The following is a 16,656-nucleotide window of genomic DNA, read 5'->3' on the forward strand; positions in this document are numbered from 1 at the left end:
GCGCCGGGCGGCCGAGCGGCTCGCCGAGATCCGCCGCTCGTTGGGGGGCTGACCCGCCGCACCCCGCGCGCGGCCGCCGCACCCCGGACGGCGGGTGCGACGCCCGCCGCCGGGGCACGGGACCCCCGCTCAGTCCGCCTTGCGGCGGAAGATCTTGTCCCCCAGCCACACCAGCGGGTCGTACTTGCGGTCCACCGCGCGCTCCTTGAGCGGGATGAGCGCGTTGTCGGTGATCTTGATGTGCTCGGGGCACACCTCGGTGCAGCACTTGGTGATGTTGCAGAACCCCAGCCCGTGCTCCTCCTGGGCCTCGACGGCGCGGTTGCCGTGCGCGTCGAGCGGGTGCATGTCCAGCTCCGCCATCCGCATCAGGTAGCGCGGCCCGGCGAACGCCTCCTTGTTCTCCTCGTGGTCGCGGACCACGTGGCAGGTGTTCTGGCACAGGTAGCACTCGATGCACTTGCGGAACTCCTGGCTCCGCTCGACGTCGACCTGCGCCATCCGGTACTCGCCCGGAGCCACGCCCTCGGGCGGGGTGAAGCTGGGGATCTCGCGGGCCTTGGTGTAGTTGAACGACACGTCGGTCACGAGGTCGCGGATCACCGGGAAGCTGCGCAGCGGCGTGACGGTGACGACCTCCGCGTCGTCGAAGGTGTTCATCCGCGTCATGCACATCAGCCGCGGCCGGCCGTTGATCTCCGCCGAGCACGAGCCGCACTTGCCCGCCTTGCAGTTCCACCGCACGGCCAGGTCGCCGGCCTCGGTGGCCTGCAGCCGGTGGATGACGTCGAGGACGACCTCGCCCTCGTTCACCTCCACCGGGTAGTCGACCAGCTCGCCCTTGGTGTCGTCGCCGCGCCAGACGCGGAAGTGGTGCAGGTGACTGCTCACTGGTTCCCCTCCGCGGAGTCGGCGCGGTGACCGCCCAGCTCGTCTCCGGTGTAGTACTTCTTCAGCTCGTCCATCTCGAACAGGTCGAACAGGTCCGACCGCATCGGGAGCTGCTCCTGACGGGTCAGCTCGACGTCGTCCTCGCCGATCGCCCGGCACACCAGCAGCAGGTGCCGCCAGTCCGAGTCCATGACCGGGAAGTCGTCGCGGGTGTGCCCGCCCCGGGACTCCTGGCGCTCCAGCGCGGCCTTGCCGGTGCACAGCGCGACCAGCAGCATGTTCCGCAGGTCCAGAGCCAGGTGCCAGCCGGGGTTGAACCGGCGGTGCCCCTCGACCGAGACGGTGCGGGTACGGGTCGCGATGTCCTCGAGCTTCTTGAGGGCGAGCTCCATCTCGTCGCCCTTGCGGATGATCCCGACGAGCTCGTGCATCGTCTTCTGCAGTTCCTGCTGCACCACGAACGGGTTCTCCCCGCCCTCGGTGGCGCTGGAGAACGGCAGCATCGCCCGCTCCAGCGCGGCGGCGACGTCGGACTCGGCCACGGCGGGCCGGCCGGCGTCGGCGTGCTGCGCGGCGTGCAGCCCGGCGCGACGACCGAACACCAGCAGGTCCGACAGCGAGTTGCCGCCGAGCCGGTTGGAGCCGTGCATGCCGCCCGCGACCTCGCCCGCGGCGAACAGACCGGGGACCTTCGACATCGCGGTGTCCGGCTCGACCTCTACCCCGCCCATCACGTAGTGGCAGGTCGGGCCGACCTCCATCGGCTCCTTGGTGATGTCGACGTCGGCCAGCTCCTTGAACTGGTGGTGCATCGACGGCAGCCGCTTGAGGATCTCCTCGGGCTTCAGCCGCGTCGACACGTCGAGGAACACCCCGCCGTGCTCGGTCCCGCGCCCGGCCTTGACCTCGGAGTTGATCGCCCGGGCCACCTCGTCGCGGGGCAGCAGCTCCGGCGGGCGCCGGTTGTTGTCCGGGTCGGTGTACCAGCGGTCGCCCTCCTCCTCGGAGGTGGCGTACTGCTCCTTGAACACGTCCGGCACGTACTCGAACATGAACCGCTTGCCGTCGGTGTTGCGCAGCACGCCGCCGTCGCCGCGGACCGACTCGGTGACCAGCAGGCCCCGCACCGAGGGCGGCCACACCATGCCCGTCGGGTGGAACTGCAGGAACTCCATGTTGATCAGCGTCGCGCCGGCGCGCAGGGCCAGTGCGTGGCCGTCGCCGGTGTACTCCCAGGAGTTCGACGTGACCGAGTAGCTCTTCCCGACCCCGCCGGTGGCGAGCACGATCGCCGGGGCGTCGAAGCGCACGAACCGGCCGTCGCCGCGGAAGTAGCCGAAGCAGCCCGAGATCGCGCCGTCGGTGGTGAACAGCTCGGTGATCGTGCACTCGTGGAAGACCCGGATGCGGGACTCGGCGTCACCGGTCTCGGCGAGATCCTCCTGCTGCAGCGAGACGACCTTCTGCTGCAGGGTGCGGATCAGCTCCAGGCCGGTCCGGTCGCCGACGTGCGCCAGCCGCGGGTAGGTGTGCCCGCCGAAGTTCCGCTGGCTGATCGTGCCGTCCTTGGTGCGGTCGAACAGCGCACCGTAGGTCTCCAGCTCCCAGACCCGGTCCGGGGCCTCCTTGGCGTGCAGCTCGGCCATCCGCCAGTTGTTGAGGAACTTCCCGCCGCGCATGGTGTCGCGGTAGTGGACCTGCCAGTTGTCGTTCGGGTTGGCGTTGCCCATCGACGCCGCGCAGCCGCCCTCGGCCATCACGGTGTGCGCCTTGCCGAACAGCGACTTGGAGATGATCGCCGTCCGCTTGCCCTGCAGCCGCGCCTCAATCGCCGCCCGCAGGCCGGCACCGCCGGCCCCGATGACGACGACGTCGTAGTCGTGCCGCTCGATCTGTTCGTCCATCTCGGTGCTCACCCCACGATCCGCAGGTCGCTGATCCAGCCGGCGGAGACGGCCATGACGTAGAAGTCGGTGACGGCGAGGCTCACCAGCGTCGCCCACGCGAACTGGTTGTGCCGCGTGTTCAGCTTCGAGACCTGGGTCCAGAGCTTGTAGCGGACCGGGTGCTTCGAGAAGTGGTTGAGCCGCCCGCCGACGGCGCTGCGGCACGAGTGGCACGAGAGCGTGTAGCCGAACAGCAGCACCACGTTCACGACCAGGATGATGTTGCCCAGCCCCAGGCCGAACCCGCCGCCGGGCTTGGCGAAGGCCAGCACCGCGTCGTAGGCGTTGATCAGCGTGATGATCCCGGCGATGTAGAAGAAGTAGCGGTGCGCGTTCTGCAGGATCAGCGGGAAGCGCGTCTCACCGCTGTAGCGCTGGTGCGGCTCGGCGACCGCGCAGGCCGGCGGGGAGAGCCAGAACGCCCGGTAGTAGGCCTTGCGGTAGTAGTAGCAGGTCAGCCGGAACAGCAGCAGGAACGGCAGGGAGACCGCCGCGTAGGGCAGCCACCAGACGTCGGGCAGGAACCGGCCGAAGTGCGACGCCTCCTCGACGCAGCCCGTCGAGACGCACGGCGAGTAGAACGGCGTCAGATAGCCGTACTCGGGGACGAAGTAGTAGTCCTGCATGAACGCCCGCACCGTCGCGTACGCGACCCAGGCGACGAACGCCACGAAGGTGGCCAGCGGCGGGAGCCACCATCGGTCCGTGCGCAGCGTGCGCGCGGCGATGGTGGCCCGGCCGGTGGACGCGTCAGTGGTGGATGACACGTACGGGAGCTCCTGTCGTCTCGACGACGCCGAAGAGACCTGACACGACGTCGTGTCCTCGTGAACACCCGCCGCACACACGGTGCGGTGGTCGCCAGAGAGTACGACCCAGATCACATGTGATCTACGTCGGGACGGTGATTGGCCGTTCCATCGAGACGTGGCTCACACGTCACGGGCCGTCGAGACCCGATTCGCGCAGCGTGACGTTCAGCCGCCCGGACCGCAGGCCGGTGCCGGGCGGTCCGGGGTCGTCGAGCAGCCGGGGCACCCCGTGGAACGCCAGCCGGCTCGCCCCGCCGAACACGACGAGGTCACCGGAGTACAGCTCGACGTCGGTCCACGGCCGCCCGCGGTGCCCGGCGGAGCCGAGCCGGAACAGGCACGCCCGCCCGACCGACAGCGACACCACCGGGGCGGGCGAGCGTTCCTCGCGGTCCTGGTGCAGGCCCATGCGGGCGTCGCCGTCGTAGAAGTTGACCACCGCGACGTCCGGCCGGTAGGCCTGCGCGTCCGGGTGGCCGGTCGCGGCCAGCGCGGCCCGGCCGAGGTCGGCCAGCCACGACGGGACCGGCGGGACGGGACCCCCGTCCTGGTCGTCGCGGGTGCGCGAGTAGCGGTAGGGCAGCCAGTGCCACCCCAGGCAGACGCTGCGGACCGACATCACGCCACCGCCGGGGAGCGTCACCGTGCGCAGACCGGGGCCGTCGCGGACCCACGCCCGGCAGGCGTCGGCCAGCCTGCGTTGCCCGGGGAGGTCGAGCCAGTCCGGGATGTGCACCGCGCCGGGCCCGAGCGCACGCCGCTCCCGCCCGAACAGTCCGTCCACGACCCCTCCCCCGCGACGCACGACGGCCCGGGCACCCCGCGGAGGGGGTGGCCCGGGCCGTCGCGACGGTGTGTCCTACTTCTTCCGGCCGCCCACCGTGGCCGCGAGGTAGTCGCGGTTCAGCTGGGAGATCACGTCGAGCGGGATCTCCTTCGGGCAGGCGGTGGCGCAGGCGCCGGTGTTGGTGCAGCCGCCGAACCCGGCGGCCTCGTGCTCCTCCACCATGCTGACGACGCGCTCGTAGCGCTCCGGCTGGCCCTGCGGCAGCTCACCCAGGTGGGTCAGCTTCGCGCCCAGGAACAGCGACGCCGACCCGTTCGGGCAGGCCGCGACGCAGGCACCGCAGCCGATGCAGTTCGCTGCGGCGAAGGAGCGGTCCGCGGCGACCTTCGGCACGGCGTTGGAGTTGGCCTCCGGCGCCGACCCGGTGTTCACCGAGACGTAGCCGCCGGCCTGGATCATCTTGTCGAACGCGGCGCGGTCGACGACGAGGTCCTTGATGACCGGGAACGAGCCCGAGCGGAACGGCTCGATGACGATCGTGTCGCCGTCGGAGTAGTGCCGCATGTGCAGCTGACAGGTGGTGGTCGCCCGCTGCGGGCCGTGCGGTCGGCCGTCGATGACCATGCTGCACGAGCCGCAGATGCCCTCGCGGCAGTCGTGGTCGAACGCGACCGGCTCGTCGCCGGAGAGGATCAGCTTCTCGTTGAGCACGTCGAGCATCTCGAGGAACGACATGTCCTCGTCGGCGTCGACGGTGTAGTTCACCAGGCGACCCTTGTCGACCGCGTCGCGCTGGCGCCAGACCTTCAGATTGAGCTTCACGGGGTCCTCGCCTTACTTGTAGCTGCGCTGGGTCGGGTGCACGTACTCGAACGTGAGCTCCTCCTTGTGCAGGACCGGAGCCTGCCCGCGGCCGGTGTACTCCCAGGCCGAGGTGAAGGAGAAGTTCTCGTCGTCGCGCTGCGCCTCGCCGTCCTCGGTCTGGCTCTCCCCGCGGAAGTGACCGCCGCAGGACTCGCGACGCACGAGCGCGTCGAGACACATGAGCTCGCCGAGCTCGAGGAAGTCGGCCACCCGGCCGGCCTTCTCCAGGCTCTGGTTGAGCTCCGCGCCGGTACCCGGCACCTTGACGTTGTTCCAGAACTCGCGACGGAGCTCGGGGATGCGGTCCAGCGCCTTGCGCAGACCCTCCTCGGTGCGCTCCATCCCGCAGTAGTCCCACATGATCTGGCCCAGCTCGCGGTGGAACGAGTCCACCGTGCGGGTGCCGTTGATCGACAGGAACTGGTCGATCCGGTCGGTGACCGACTGCACGGCCTCGACGACCTCGGGCGCGTCGTCCGGGACGGCGTCGAGCTCGTTCTTGGCCAGGTAGTCGCCGATCGTGACCGGGAGGACGAAGTAGCCGTCGGCCAGGCCCTGCATCAGCGCGGAGGCGCCGAGCCGGTTCGCGCCGTGGTCGGAGAAGTTGGCCTCGCCCGCCACGTAGAGACCCGGGACGGTCGACTGCAGGTCGTAGTCGACCCAGAGGCCACCCATCGTGTAGTGCACGGCGGGGAAGATCCGCATCGGGACCTCGTACGGGTTCTCCCCCGTGATCCGCTCGTACATCTCGAACAGGTTGCCGTACTTGTTCTCGACGGCCTTGCGGCCGAGCCGCTGGATGGCGTCGTCGAAGTCCAGGTACACGCCCAGGCCCGACGGTCCGACGCCGCGCTTCTCGTCGCAGACCTCCTTGGCGGCCCGGGACGCGATGTCGCGGGGCACCAGGTTGCCGAACGCCGGGTACTTGCGCTCGAGGAAGTAGTCGCGCTCGTCGTGCGGGATCTCGTTCGGCCCGCGGTCGTCGCCGAGCTTCTTCGGGACCCAGACGCGGCCGTCGTTGCGCAGCGACTCCGACATCAGGGTCAGCTTCGACTGGTGGTCGCCGGAGACCGGGATGCAGGTCGGGTGAATCTGGGTGAAGCAGGGGTTCGCGAACAGCGCGCCCTTGCGGTGCGCCCGCCAGGAGGCGGTCACGTTGCAGCCCTTGGCGTTCGTCGACAGGTAGAAGACGTTGCCGTAGCCGCCGGAGGCGAGCACGACCGCGTCGGCGGTGTGCACCTCGATCTCGCCGGAGACCATGTCGCGCGCGACGATGCCGCGGGCGCGCCCCTCGACGACGATCAGCTCCAGCATCTCGTGCCGGGCGTACATCTCGACGGTGCCGGCCTTCACCTGGCGCTCCAGCGCCTGGTAGGCACCGATCAGCAGCTGCTGGCCGGTCTGGCCACGGGCGTAGAACGTGCGGGAGACCTGCACACCGCCGAACGAGCGGTTGTCGAGCAGACCGGCGTAGTCACGGGCGAACGGGACGCCCTGCGCGACGCACTGGTCGATGATCTGCCGCGAGATCTCGGCGAGCCGGTGGACGTTGGACTCCCGCGCACGGAAGTCGCCGCCCTTCACGGTGTCGTAGAACAGCCGGTAGACGCTGTCGCCGTCGTTCCGGTAGTTCTTCGCCGCGTTGATGCCGCCCTGCGCGGCGATCGAGTGCGCGCGCCGCGGGCTGTCCTGGTAGCAGAACGTCTTGACGTGGTAGCCGGCCTCGCCGAGCGTCGCGCTCGCGGAGCCGCCGGCCAGGCCGGAGCCCACGACGATGATCTTCTTCGAGCGCTTGTTGGCCGGGTTGACCAGCTTGACGCCGAACCGGCGGCGCTCCCAGCGGGTCTCGATCGGACCCGACGGGACCGCCTTGTCGACGACCGGCTCACCGGTCGCGTAGTCGGCGTAGGACACGTGGTGGGACGAGGCGTCAGTGCTGTCAGTCATGGGATCAGACCACTCCGAACGTGACGGCGAGGGGCACCGAGATGAAGCCGAGGGTCAGCACGGCGGCGAAGACCGTCGACACCACCTTGATGGTGCGCTCACGGCTGTTCGACGACCACCCGAGCGTCTGGATGCCCGAGAAGATGCCGTGCTGGACGTGGAAGCCCAGCGCGACCACCGCGAGGACGTAGAACAGGGTGACGTACCAGCGGGCGAGGGTGAAGTCGGCCGCGAGGTTGTCGGCCACCGCGAGGTGCACGCCGTTCGGGTTCAGCGTGCCCGCGGTCAGGTCGAGCAGGTGGTAGATCACGAACAGCGCGATGATCACGCCGCCCCAGCGCATGGTGCGGGCCGCGTAGCTGCCCTTGACCTGGTAGGAGCCACCCGCGTACTTGATCGGGCGGGCCCTGCGCGCACGCAGGGCGAGCATCGTCGCCGACCAGATGTGGGCGACCACCGCGACGACCAGCACCACGCGGACGATCCAGAGCATGCCCGAGTAGGGCAGCGCCGGTTCCAGGATGGTGCGCAGCCAGGCCGCGTAGTGATCGATCGCCTCGGGGCCGAAGAAGATCTTCAGGTTCCCGATCATGTGCAGTGTGACGTAGCCGAGCAGCACGACGCCGCTCACCGCCATCACGAACTTCAGCAGCGCACTGGGCGTGCGCGGGCGCCGGGGTGCGGCGGGCTTGGCTCCGCCGCCGGCCCGGGACTTCTCGGACATCGTGACCACGTCCTCCAGTGGACATACCAACGGGTAAGGCAGTCCAATGCATGAAACGGTCTCCGCTCATAGCCGTAAGCTATGCACGTGACACTTCAGCAGCTCATGTACTTCGTCGCCGTGGCGAACGTGCGCAGCTTCACTCGGGCGGCCGACCAGGTGGGGGTCGCCCAGCCGACACTGAGCCGCGCGCTGCGGGCGCTGGAGGACGAGCTGGGCTCCCCGCTGATCAACCGCGGGTCGGCCGTCACGCTGACCCCGGCCGGTGAGGCGGTGCTGCCACTGGCACGCAGGATGATCGCCGATTCCGACATGGTCCGCACGACGGTGGCCGAGATGGTCGGCCTGCGCAGGGGCCGGGTCCGGGTCGGGGCGACGCCGTCGCTGTGCATCGGCGTGCTGTCCGACGTGCTGCGGGTCTTCCACGCCCGGCACCCCGAGATCGCCGTCGAGCTCGCCGAGGACGGCTCGCAGCCGCTGGAGGCGGCGCTGGTGCAGGGGGAGCTGGACGTCGCGCTGGTGATCGTGCCCCCCGACGGGGTGGACCCGACCCTGCACACCGCTCCCCTGCTGCGCGAACGGCTCTCGGTCGCCTCGCCGCGGGCGCGCAGGCCGCTGACCCCCCGCGGGTCGATGACGGTCTCCGAGCTCGCCCGGCACGACCTGGTGATGGTGCGCCAGGGCTACGACCTGCGGGAGGTGACCCTGCGGGCCTACGCCGTCGCCGGGGTCACGCCGCGGATCGCCGTGGAGGGCGGTCAGATGGACGCGGTGCTGCGCATGGTCGAGGCCGGCACCGGGGTGGCGGTGGTGCCGGACCTGACGTTCATCGGGCGGCCGCGGCTGCGGCGCACGGTGCTCAACCCGGCGATCCACCGCACGGTGGCGCTGGCGCGGCGGGCCGACATCGCCCCCACCCCGGCCGTCATCGCCTTCGCGGACACGCTGCTGGAGCACATGTCCGACACCTCGGCGTCGCTGCGGGAGGGGACGACCGACGTCCAGGTGCTGCACCGGCACCGGACCGGCCGGGAGCTGCTCGGCTGAGGGCCGGGGTCAGTCGGGCACCGGGAACAGCGGGGCGTGGCCCCCGGGGCCCTCCGGCGGCGGGTGCGGGTCGAGCACCCGCAGGTGCTCGCACGTCCCGGTCACCTGCAGGACCCGGCGGACCTGGCGCGCCGCGCCGCAGTACAGCTCCAGCACCACCCCGGCCGCTGCGGCGTCGCGGTGGCAGTCCAGCAGCGCCGCGATCCCGGCCGAGCCGAGGAAGCCGACCGCGGACAGGTCCAGCACGATCCGCGGGGCCGCGGCGAACCAGGCGCCCACCTGCTCGGCCAGGAACGGCGCGGTCGCGAGATCGACGTCGCCGACGGCGTGCAGCGCCACCGGCCCCGACGGGTGCGGCACCGCCTCCAGGGCCAGGCCGCCGCCCTCCGCTGTCGCGGCGGACAGGCCGGGCACTCCTCCCGGGCCGTCCGTCGGATCGGTCATCATCGGCCGCCTCCCGCGGGGCGCCGCGCCACCGCCGGGGCCAGCGTGCCAGTACCGCACGCCGATCGCCCGACGACGGCGGCGTCGCCCCGTCGACGCGCGGGAGGCCACCGGTCTTCCTACGCTCGGCGGGTGGCCCATCACGATCTCGCAATCGTCGGCACCGGATCCGGGAACATGATCGTCGACGACCGCTTCGACGGCCTCGATGTCGCCCACGTCGAGGCGACCCGGTTCGGCGGGACCTGCCTCAACGTCGGCTGCATCCCGACCAAGATGCTCGCCTACACCGCCGAGGTCGCCGAGACCGTGCGGGCGGCGTCGTCCTACGGCGTGGACGCCCGGATCGACCGGATCCGCTGGAGCGACATCCGCGACCGGGTCTTCGCCCGGCTGGACCCGATCGGCGACGAGGGCCGCGACCACCGCCGACACGACGGCACCGTCTACGACGGCGTGGCCCGCTTCACCGGGCCGCGCGCGATGACCGTGGACCTGGGCGACGGCGGCACCGCGGAGTTCACCGCGGACCGGATCGTGCTCGCCGTCGGGGGACGGCCGGTGGTCCCGCCACCGGTCGCGGACTCGGGCGTCCCGTTCCACACCTCCGACACGATCATGCGGATCGACGAGCTGCCCGAGCACCTGGCGATCATCGGAGGCGGCTACATCGCGGCCGAGTTCGCGCACGTGTTCGGCGGGCTGGGCTGCGCGGTCACGATCATCGAGAGCGCCGACACACTGCTCGGCGGGATGGACGAGACCGTCGTGGAGCGGTTCACCGACGCCGCCCGCGAGCGCTTCACCGTCCACACCGGCCGGACGGTGGAGAAGGTCACCGGCGGCGAGGGCGACGTGCGGCTGCACCTCGACGACGGCACGGAGGTCCGGGCCGACCGGCTGCTCGTCGCGGCCGGGCGCCGTCCGAACTCCGACCGGCTCGGCCTGGACCACGCCGGGGTCGACACCGACGACGCCGGCCGCGTCGTCGTCGACGCCCACGGCCGCACCACCGCCGACGGGGTGTGGGCGCTGGGCGACATCTCGACCCCGCACCCGCTCAAGCACGTCGCGAACCACGAGGCCGAGGTCGTCGGGCACAACCTCGCCCACCCCGACGACCTGCGCGAGGTCGACCACCGGTTCGTGCCGGCCGCGGTGTTCACCACCCCGCAGATCGGCTCCGTGGGGCGCACCGGGCAGCAGTGCCGCGAGGAGGACCTGGAGTTCCGGGTCGGGCTCCACGAGTACGCCGATGTCGCCTTCGGCTGGGCGCTGGAGGAGCAGCGCGGGTTCTGCAAGGTCCTCGTCGCCCCCGACGGCACGCTGCTGGGGGCGCACCTGCTCGGCCCGCAGGCGTCGACGATGGTCCAGCAGCTGGTGCAGGCGATGGCGCTGGGCGTGACCGCGCAGCGGCTCGCCGACGTCCAGTACTGGATCCACCCCGCCCTGACCGAGGTGCTGGAGAACGCGCTGCGCGGCGCCGTCGAGGAGGACTAGGCGCGCCGCTCGGCCAGCTCGGTGACCACGGCCAGCCCGACCACCACGGCGAGCACGACCAGGCCGATCACGATCGCGGGCAGCGCGTGCCCGGCGACGAGCGCGACCGCCGCGGCCGCGGCCAGCACGGCCGCGGCGACGTAGCGCGACCGCCCGACCGTCCCGGTTCGGCCCTGCAGGTAGAGCTTGTTGCCCACGAGGTAGAGCAGCGGACCGCCGACCGAGGTCAGCACCAGGGCCGGGGTGTTCTCCGGGTGCGTGAGGTGCAGGTCGATCGCGACCGCGAACAGCACCGCGCCGGCCACCATCAGGCCGTGTGCGTAGGCGAACGCGGCCCGCGCCGCGCGGGTCGACCCGTCGCCGGAGGCCGCCCGGGTGCCGTGTCCGGCGAGCGCGAAGTAGGACCACCACAGCGCGACCAGGCCGGCGAACCCGAGCAGGGTGATCACCACCGCGTAGGGGGTCACGACCTCCATCTCCGACAGCGTGAAACCCATGATCAGGATCGACTCGCCGAGCGCGATGATGAACACCAGCCGGTTGCGCTCGGCGAGGTGCTCCACGTCGGTCGGCCACTCCTCCATCGGGGTGCGGCCGAGCCCCGGCACCCGGAACTCGAACCGCGGGCCCGCCATGTCGACGGCGACGGCCAGCGCCCAGACCACGAGCCGCGCCACCGGCGGGAGGAACGCGCCGACGACCATCAGCACCGACGCGGCCGTGCTCCACACCAGCAGGTTGCGGTAGTTGCGGGCCATGACGTGCCCGCGCGCGCTCACGACGAGGAACAGCGGGCGGCCGATCTGGGCGGCGGCGAAGCACAGCGCGAACAGCAGCCCGGAGTCACCGAACGCGCCCGGCAGGGCCAGCGCCATCCCGAGCGCCGTCAGCATCAGGCCGGCGTTGAGCACCCGGACCGACGGGCGCGCCGGGTCCAGGTAGTTCATCGCCCAGGCCGAGTAGTTCCACAGCCACCAGACCGCGGCGAACAGCACCGCCGTCTCCAGCGCCCCGAGCGGGGTCAGGTGGTACAGCAGCGTGTGGGAGACCTGGACGATCGCGAACACGTAGACGAGGTCGAAGAACAGCTCGATCGGGGCGACCTCGGAGTCGCCCGCCCGGCGCAGCACCCGTGGCCGGGTGTCCGGTGTGGTGTCCGGTGTGGTCATCGGTGGGTCCTTCCCCGTGTCGGCGCAGCCGAAGGGTAGTGCGGCGCGCAACGATGGCCGGTGTGAACCTCGGTCTGCGCGCGATGCGCCCCCGCGACCCGGACGAGCCCCACCGGGCGGCCAGTCCGCTGGAGCTGTTCTTCGACCTGGTGTTCGTGGTGGCGGTGTCGCTGTCGTCGGCCGCGCTGCACCACTCCGAGTCCGGCGGGCACATCGGTGCCGGGGTCGGGTCGTACCTGCTGGTGTTCTTCGGCATCTGGTGGGCCTGGATGAACTTCACCTGGTTCGCCTCGGCCTTCGACGTCGACGACTGGCTCTACCGCGTCACCACCCTGGTGCAGATGGCGGGGGCGCTGGTGCTGGCCGCGGGGACCCCGTCGGCGATGGCCGGCGAGGGCTACGGCGTGCTCGTCGCGGGCTACGTGGTGATGCGCCTGGCGATGGTCACGCAGTGGCTGCGGGCGGCCCGCTCGCACCCGGAGCTGCGGGTCACGGCGCTGCGCTACGCGGGCGGCATCGTCGTCGTCCAGCTGCTGTGGATCGCCTGGGTGCTCGTGGACCCGCACCCGGTGGGGTTCGTCGTGCTGGCGCTGGCCGAGCTGGCGGTCCCGGTGGTCGCCGAGCGGGCGCGGACGACACCGTGGCACCCGCACCACATCGCCGAGCGCTACAGCCTGTTCACCCTGATCCTGCTGGGCGAGTCGGTCCTGGCGTCGACGACGGCGGTGGTCGACGCGCTGTCCTCCGCCGAGCACCTGGGCCCGCTGCTGCTGCTCTCGGCGTGCGGGCTCGTGCTGGCGGCGGGCATGTGGTGGGTCTACTTCGCCCGCGACCAGCACGAGCACCTGCGGGCCATGCCACGGGCGCTGGTGCACGGCTACGGCCACTACCTCGTCTTCGCCGCGGCCGGGGCGTTCTCGGCGGGCATCGAGGTGGCCGTCGACGTCGACACCACCGCGACCGGGCTGTCCGCCGCCGCGGCGGGGGCGACGCTGACCGTGCCGGTCGCGCTGTTCGTCCTCGGGGTGTGGGCGCTCGCGCTGCGCCCCACGCTCACCGCCGGGCGCAGCGCCGCCGTCGTCGTGCTGGCGGGGCTGCTGGGGCTGTCGGCGTTCGCGCCGTTCACCCCCGTCGTCGCCGCGCTGGTGATGGTGGCGGTGGTCGTGACCGTCGAAACAGCACCCGCCCGGAACACCGTCGCCGCGTGACGGGTTCGGAGGTGACATGGGCCGGGTGTGGATCGACAAGCAGACCCCCGAGGTGTTCCGGGCGATGACCGACGTCGTCGCGGTCGTGCGCGAGCGCGCCGCCGCGGCCGGGGTGGACCGGGACCTGCTGGAGCTGGTGAACCTGCGGGTCTCACAGATCAACGGCTGCGAGACCTGCCTGGACACGCACTGGCGGTCGGGATTGGCGGCCGGACTGACCCCGCAGCGGATGGCGCTGCTCCCGGCCTGGCGCGACAGCGCCCTCTACGACGACCGCGAGCGCGCCGCACTCGGTCTCGCCGAGGCCGTCACCCGGACCGCCGGGACCCACCTCGACGACGACGCCTACGCCGCCGTCCGCGGTGACCTCACCGACGACGAGGTGTCGGTGCTGGTCTGGGCGGCGATCACCATCAACGCGTTCAACCGGGTCTCGATCCTGTCGGCGCACCCCGTCCCCGAGCGCGACGCCGACGGCCGCGTGGTGCGCCGCCGGGCGTCCTGAGAGGCTGACCACATGCCCGGCGACACCGACGACACCGTGGTCACCCACGACACCGGCCACCACCGCTACGAGATCCTGATCGACGGCACCGTGGTCGGCCGGGCCGAGTACGTCGACGACCACGAGCAGCGGATCTTCCACCACACCGAGGTCGACCCGGAGCTGTCCGGGCGCGGGCTCGCGAGCACCCTGGTCCGCTTCGCGCTGGACGACACCCGCGCCGCCGGGAAGCGGATCGTGCCGGTCTGCCCGTACGTACGGCGCTGGGTGTCGACCCACCAGGGCTACGCCGACATCCTCGACCCGGTGACGCCCGACGCCGTCGCCACCGTCCGGCGGAGGGCGCGGTGAGCAACGTCGAGACCGTGCCGGAGGAGGTCGTCTGCGGGGGCGACACCGCCGCCGCGGAGCTGGTGACCCCGCGCGACGTGCCGTTGGGTGGTCCGCGCGCGATGACGGTGCGCCGCACGCTGCCGCGCCGCACCCGGTCGCTGATCGGGGCCTGGTGCTTCCTCGACCACTACGGCCCGGACCGGGTCGCCGACACCGGCGGGATGGCCGTGCCGGGGCATCCGCACACCGGGCTGGCGACGGTGTCGTGGCTGTTCACCGGGGAGGTCGAGCACCGCGACACCACCGGCGCGCACGCGGTCGTGCGCCCGGGCGAGCTGAACCTGATGACCGCGGGGTCCGGCATCGCACACTCGGAGTTCTCCACGCCCGGTACCGAGGTGCTGCACGGGGTGCAGCTGTGGCTGGCGCTGCCCGCCGCGCACCGGGACACCGCGCCCCGCTTCGAGCACTACGCGCCGCCCCGGGTGCGGGCCGGGGACGTCGCGCTGCGGGTGTTCCTCGGGTCGCTGGCCGGGTCGTCGTCGCCGGTGGAGACGTTCACCCCGCTGCTGGGCGCCGAGGTCGTGCTGCCCGCCGGGGCGGCGGTGACGCTCGACGTCGACGCCGGGTTCGAGCACGGCGTGCTGGTCGACACCGGCGCGGCGCGGGTGTGCGGGACGGCGGCCGCGTCCGCCGAGCTCGTGTACCTCCCGCCGGGCCGTACGACCCTGGACCTGCACGCCGGCGACGACGGCGCCCGCCTGGTGCTGCTCGGCGGGGAGCCGTTGGGCGAGCAGATCGTGATGTGGTGGAACTTCGTCGGTTCCACCCACGACGAGATCGCGGCCTTCCGGGAGCAGTGGCAGGACGAGCGTGCCGCCGGAGGGCGGGACGGTGGGCGCTTCGGGGTGTTCCCGGACGCCTGGGAGTCGACGTTGCCGGCGCCGGAGCTGCCGAACGCCCGGCTCACCCCGCGCGGCTGAGGCTCAGCGGACGACGGCGGCGGACGCCGGCGCGGGGTCGTCGAGCTCGTCGCGGAACGGCAGGCCCTCCCAGTCGCCCCGGACCCGGCACACCGCGCCCCCGCAGGCGTTGCCGCGGGCGATCCGGTCGGCCAGCGGCGCCCCGGCCAGGGTCCGCTCCAGGAATCCCGCGGCGAACGCGTCGCCGGCGCCGACCGGGTCGACGACCTCGACCGGCGTGGTCGGGACGACCACCGCCCCGTGCGCGTCCGCCCCGGCGGCGCCGAGCTCCCCGAGCTTGACCACGGCCGTGCCCGGCCCGAGCGCGGTGAGCCGGGTCGCGACATCCGTCCCGGCCTGAGGGCTCGGGTCCTCCTCGGGCTCGCCGAGCAGCATCGCCGCCTCGTCGGGACCGGCGAGCAGCACGTCGACGCCGCCGAGCAGGCCGGTCAGCACCGACCGGGCGCGCTCGTCGGTCCACAGCGCGCGCCGGTGGTTGACGTCGAGCACGACGGTGACGCCCGCGTCCCGGGAGATCGCGATCGCCCGCCGCACGACGGCGAGCGGCCCGGACCCGAGCGCCGGGGTGATGCCGGTCAGGTGCAGCACCCGCGCCCCGGCGACCACGTCGACGACCGGATCCAGGTCCTCCGGGCACCAGCGCGCGGCGGCGCTGGTCGAGCGGTAGTAGCGGACCCGGCGCGGGCGGCCTCCGCGCACCTCCTTGAGCATCATCCCGGTGGGGGCGTCCGGGTCCCGGCCGGCGAGCACGGTGACGCCCTCGGCCCGGATCTCCCGGACGACGGCGGTGCCGAGGTCGTCGTCGCCGACGCGGCCGATCCAGGTGGCGTCGCAGCCGAGCCGGGCGAGCCCGATGGCCGCGTTGGACTCGGCGCCGCCGATGCCGACCCGGAGCGCCGACCCGGCCGTGATCCGGTCCGGCGGGGTCAGCAGCGCCATGGTCTCGCCGAGGGTGACGACGGCGCTCACCGGTCGAGCCTCAGCATGACCTTGCTGCTGCCGGGTGCGGCGGCGACGGCCATGGCCTCACCGGCGTCGGCGAGGTCGAACCGGTGACTGACGACCGGGCCGACGTCGACCCCGCCGGCGAGCGCGTCGAGGGCGTCGGCGATCTCGACGAACCGGAACGACCCCACCCAGGTGATCTCGCGGGTCACCAGGTCGCCGAGGACCGCGGGCACCGGGGCGCCCGGCAGGTTCCCGACCTGCACGACCGTCCCGCCGCGGACACAGGCACGCAGCACGGGCCCCAGCGCGGACGGGGCACCGGAGGCCTCGACCACGACGTCGACCTCGTCGGGCAACGGGGCCGCGGAGGCGTCGACGACCTCGTCGGCGCCCATCGCGCGGGCGACGGCGAGCGAGCCGGGGTCGAGGTCGGCCGCGAGCACCGTGGCGGCGCCGCGGTGCCGGACGGCGGCGACGGCGAGACAGCCGATCGGCCCGGCCCCGTTGACGAGCACGGTGCGCCCCACGAGGTCACCGGCGCGGCCGGC

Annotated in this window: 17 protein-coding genes; 6 read left to right on the forward strand and 11 right to left on the reverse strand. The window is 72.4% G+C overall.

Translation table 11 applies throughout. From position 1 onward, the window contains the following. Window positions 1-129: 129 nt before the first annotated feature. From NH602_RS16590 to NH602_RS16620, 7 genes are all read right to left on the reverse strand, one after another. Window positions 130-891, reverse strand: coding sequence for a succinate dehydrogenase/fumarate reductase iron-sulfur subunit (locus NH602_RS16590; protein WP_253068277.1), 762 nt, complete (start codon window positions 889-891; stop codon window positions 130-132). Beyond that, window positions 888-2,795 (reverse strand): fumarate reductase/succinate dehydrogenase flavoprotein subunit, encoded by a 1,908-nt coding sequence (locus NH602_RS16595; RefSeq protein ID WP_253068285.1) that lies wholly within the window; start codon window positions 2,793-2,795, stop codon window positions 888-890. The genes NH602_RS16590 and NH602_RS16595 overlap by 4 nt, the downstream gene beginning before the upstream one ends. An 8-nt stretch (window positions 2,796-2,803) precedes the next feature. Beyond that, on the reverse strand, window positions 2,804-3,604 hold the full coding sequence (locus NH602_RS16600) for a hypothetical protein (protein ID WP_179762159.1): 801 nt from the start codon (window positions 3,602-3,604) through the stop codon (window positions 2,804-2,806). A gap of 172 nt (window positions 3,605-3,776) precedes the next feature. Then, on the reverse strand, window positions 3,777-4,433 hold the full coding sequence (locus NH602_RS16605; protein WP_179762158.1) for an alpha-ketoglutarate-dependent dioxygenase AlkB: 657 nt from the start codon (window positions 4,431-4,433) through the stop codon (window positions 3,777-3,779). A 75-nt stretch (window positions 4,434-4,508) separates the two neighbouring features. Continuing rightward, the gene (locus NH602_RS16610; protein WP_062396708.1) at window positions 4,509-5,258 is read right to left on the reverse strand and encodes a succinate dehydrogenase/fumarate reductase iron-sulfur subunit; all 750 of its coding nucleotides are present in this window, start codon (window positions 5,256-5,258) and stop codon (window positions 4,509-4,511) included. 12 nt (window positions 5,259-5,270) lie between these two features. Then, complete coding sequence (locus tag NH602_RS16615) at window positions 5,271-7,247, reverse strand: fumarate reductase/succinate dehydrogenase flavoprotein subunit (RefSeq protein ID WP_179762157.1); 1,977 nt, start codon at window positions 7,245-7,247, stop codon at window positions 5,271-5,273. A 4-nt stretch (window positions 7,248-7,251) separates the two neighbouring features. Further along, the gene (locus NH602_RS16620) at window positions 7,252-7,971 is read right to left on the reverse strand and encodes a succinate dehydrogenase cytochrome b subunit (RefSeq protein WP_178372991.1); all 720 of its coding nucleotides are present in this window, start codon (window positions 7,969-7,971) and stop codon (window positions 7,252-7,254) included. Between the two features lie 87 nt (window positions 7,972-8,058). On the opposite strand from NH602_RS16620, the gene NH602_RS16625 reads away from it, so the two are divergent. Continuing rightward, window positions 8,059-9,018 carry a LysR family transcriptional regulator gene (locus tag NH602_RS16625; protein WP_253068278.1) on the forward strand — a complete coding sequence of 320 codons (960 nt, stop codon included), beginning with the start codon at window positions 8,059-8,061 and terminating at the stop codon, window positions 9,016-9,018. A gap of 9 nt (window positions 9,019-9,027) precedes the next feature. Here the strand turns inward: NH602_RS16625 and NH602_RS16630 are convergent, their stop codons facing one another. Next, window positions 9,028-9,462 (reverse strand): STAS domain-containing protein, encoded by a 435-nt coding sequence (locus NH602_RS16630; protein WP_179762156.1) that lies wholly within the window; start codon window positions 9,460-9,462, stop codon window positions 9,028-9,030. A gap of 132 nt (window positions 9,463-9,594) precedes the next feature. Between NH602_RS16630 and NH602_RS16635 the strand changes: the two genes are divergently transcribed. Beyond that, window positions 9,595-10,962 carry a mycothione reductase gene (locus NH602_RS16635; protein WP_253068279.1) on the forward strand — a complete coding sequence of 456 codons (1,368 nt, stop codon included), beginning with the start codon at window positions 9,595-9,597 and terminating at the stop codon, window positions 10,960-10,962. On the opposite strand, the gene NH602_RS16640 is transcribed toward NH602_RS16635, so the two are convergent. Continuing rightward, the gene (locus tag NH602_RS16640) at window positions 10,959-12,131 is read right to left on the reverse strand and encodes a low temperature requirement protein A (RefSeq protein WP_253068280.1); all 1,173 of its coding nucleotides are present in this window, start codon (window positions 12,129-12,131) and stop codon (window positions 10,959-10,961) included. The two genes, NH602_RS16635 and NH602_RS16640, sit on opposite strands and share 4 nt — an antisense overlap. A 53-nt stretch (window positions 12,132-12,184) precedes the next feature. Between NH602_RS16640 and NH602_RS16645 the strand changes: the two genes are divergently transcribed. From NH602_RS16645 to NH602_RS16660, 4 genes are read left to right on the forward strand one after another with little or no spacing between them, the layout of a single operon-like run. After that, entirely contained in the window at window positions 12,185-13,339 is a 1,155-nt protein-coding gene (locus NH602_RS16645; protein WP_253068281.1) for a low temperature requirement protein A, read from the forward strand. A 16-nt stretch (window positions 13,340-13,355) separates the two neighbouring features. Further along, window positions 13,356-13,844 (forward strand): carboxymuconolactone decarboxylase family protein, encoded by a 489-nt coding sequence (locus NH602_RS16650; protein ID WP_100878385.1) that lies wholly within the window; start codon window positions 13,356-13,358, stop codon window positions 13,842-13,844. Between the two features lie 12 nt (window positions 13,845-13,856). After that, window positions 13,857-14,195 (forward strand): GNAT family N-acetyltransferase, encoded by a 339-nt coding sequence (locus tag NH602_RS16655; protein ID WP_073577407.1) that lies wholly within the window; start codon window positions 13,857-13,859, stop codon window positions 14,193-14,195. Next, window positions 14,192-15,160 (forward strand): pirin family protein, encoded by a 969-nt coding sequence (locus tag NH602_RS16660; RefSeq protein ID WP_253068282.1) that lies wholly within the window; start codon window positions 14,192-14,194, stop codon window positions 15,158-15,160. The genes NH602_RS16655 and NH602_RS16660 overlap by 4 nt, the downstream gene beginning before the upstream one ends. 3 nt (window positions 15,161-15,163) lie before the next feature. Here NH602_RS16660 and NH602_RS16665 read toward each other — a convergent pair whose 3' ends face one another. Both NH602_RS16665 and NH602_RS16670 read right to left on the reverse strand, forming a co-directional pair. Beyond that, the gene (locus tag NH602_RS16665) at window positions 15,164-16,129 is read right to left on the reverse strand and encodes a PfkB family carbohydrate kinase (protein WP_253068283.1); all 966 of its coding nucleotides are present in this window, start codon (window positions 16,127-16,129) and stop codon (window positions 15,164-15,166) included. Then, the coding region (locus NH602_RS16670) for a zinc-binding dehydrogenase (protein WP_253068284.1) at window positions 16,126-16,656 on the reverse strand (531 nt) is incomplete at its 5' end. The genes NH602_RS16670 and NH602_RS16665, both read right to left, overlap by 4 nt.

This window comes from Pseudonocardia sp. McavD-2-B (assembly GCF_024124365.1).
In the GTDB taxonomy this organism is placed as follows: domain Bacteria; phylum Actinomycetota; class Actinomycetes; order Mycobacteriales; family Pseudonocardiaceae; genus Pseudonocardia; species Pseudonocardia alni.